The following is a 778-nucleotide window of genomic DNA, read 5'->3' on the forward strand; positions in this document are numbered from 1 at the left end:
GTTGATCAAGGCTTGATTATACTCTTTCCAGTTATTGGTCTTGTAACGGACCTTGGTTTTACTCATGGCTCATATAACTAACGATGGAACATGAACGATCAGATCGTCACTTTCCGAAAGAGTTCAAACTGATTTACGCAACAAAGCCGGTGACATCCCATCATCTCGGATAGTTTATCTTGTTGCACCTCTATCATTTCTGCATTTGAGAAACTAGAGCTACATAAAATAACCAATGCAGCTAACACATATTTCATACTTTAGACTTCAACTAACAATTTACTTACGAACGATGAATGTTGCTTGATAATGATGCATAACGCCTGCAACTTACGAATCCCCACAAAATACCTTTGTAGTTCAATAAGTAGACACGCACCTTACCTTCTGATCTAATGAATTCACCACAAACACAAAAGATTGAAAGCAAGATGCGTGATATTCAAATACTACACGAGTCGCTGGAAAATCAATGCCCTAACATTCACAAAAAGAGACTCCAATCACTCATGGACTCGGTGCAATCATTGCTTACCAATGATGCACTTACACTTACTTTGCTAGGGCGCTCTCTTCCTTCAAAGGCCAAAACGAAACACTGTATTAAGCGCGTTGACCGTTTATTAGGTAATAATCACCTGCACCACGACAGACTCGATATTTATCGGTGGCACTGTCATCATTTTTGTTCGGTCAATGCACAGCCCATTGTCTTAGTCGATTGGGCTGATATCCGCGAATACGAACGACTCATGGTACTAAGAGCATCTATTGCTGT

1 pseudogene is annotated in these 778 nt (G+C 40.2%); it reads left to right on the top strand.

Going from position 1 to position 778, the window contains the following annotated elements:
• Positions 1 to 431: 431 nt before the first annotated feature.
• A pseudogene (locus EIZ48_RS28475) lies at positions 432 to 778 on the top strand (IS4 family transposase); the annotation flags it as partial.

Origin of the sequence: Photobacterium alginatilyticum (assembly GCF_009910675.1) — a bacterium.
In the GTDB taxonomy this organism is placed as follows: Bacteria; Pseudomonadota; Gammaproteobacteria; order Enterobacterales; family Vibrionaceae; genus Photobacterium; species Photobacterium alginatilyticum.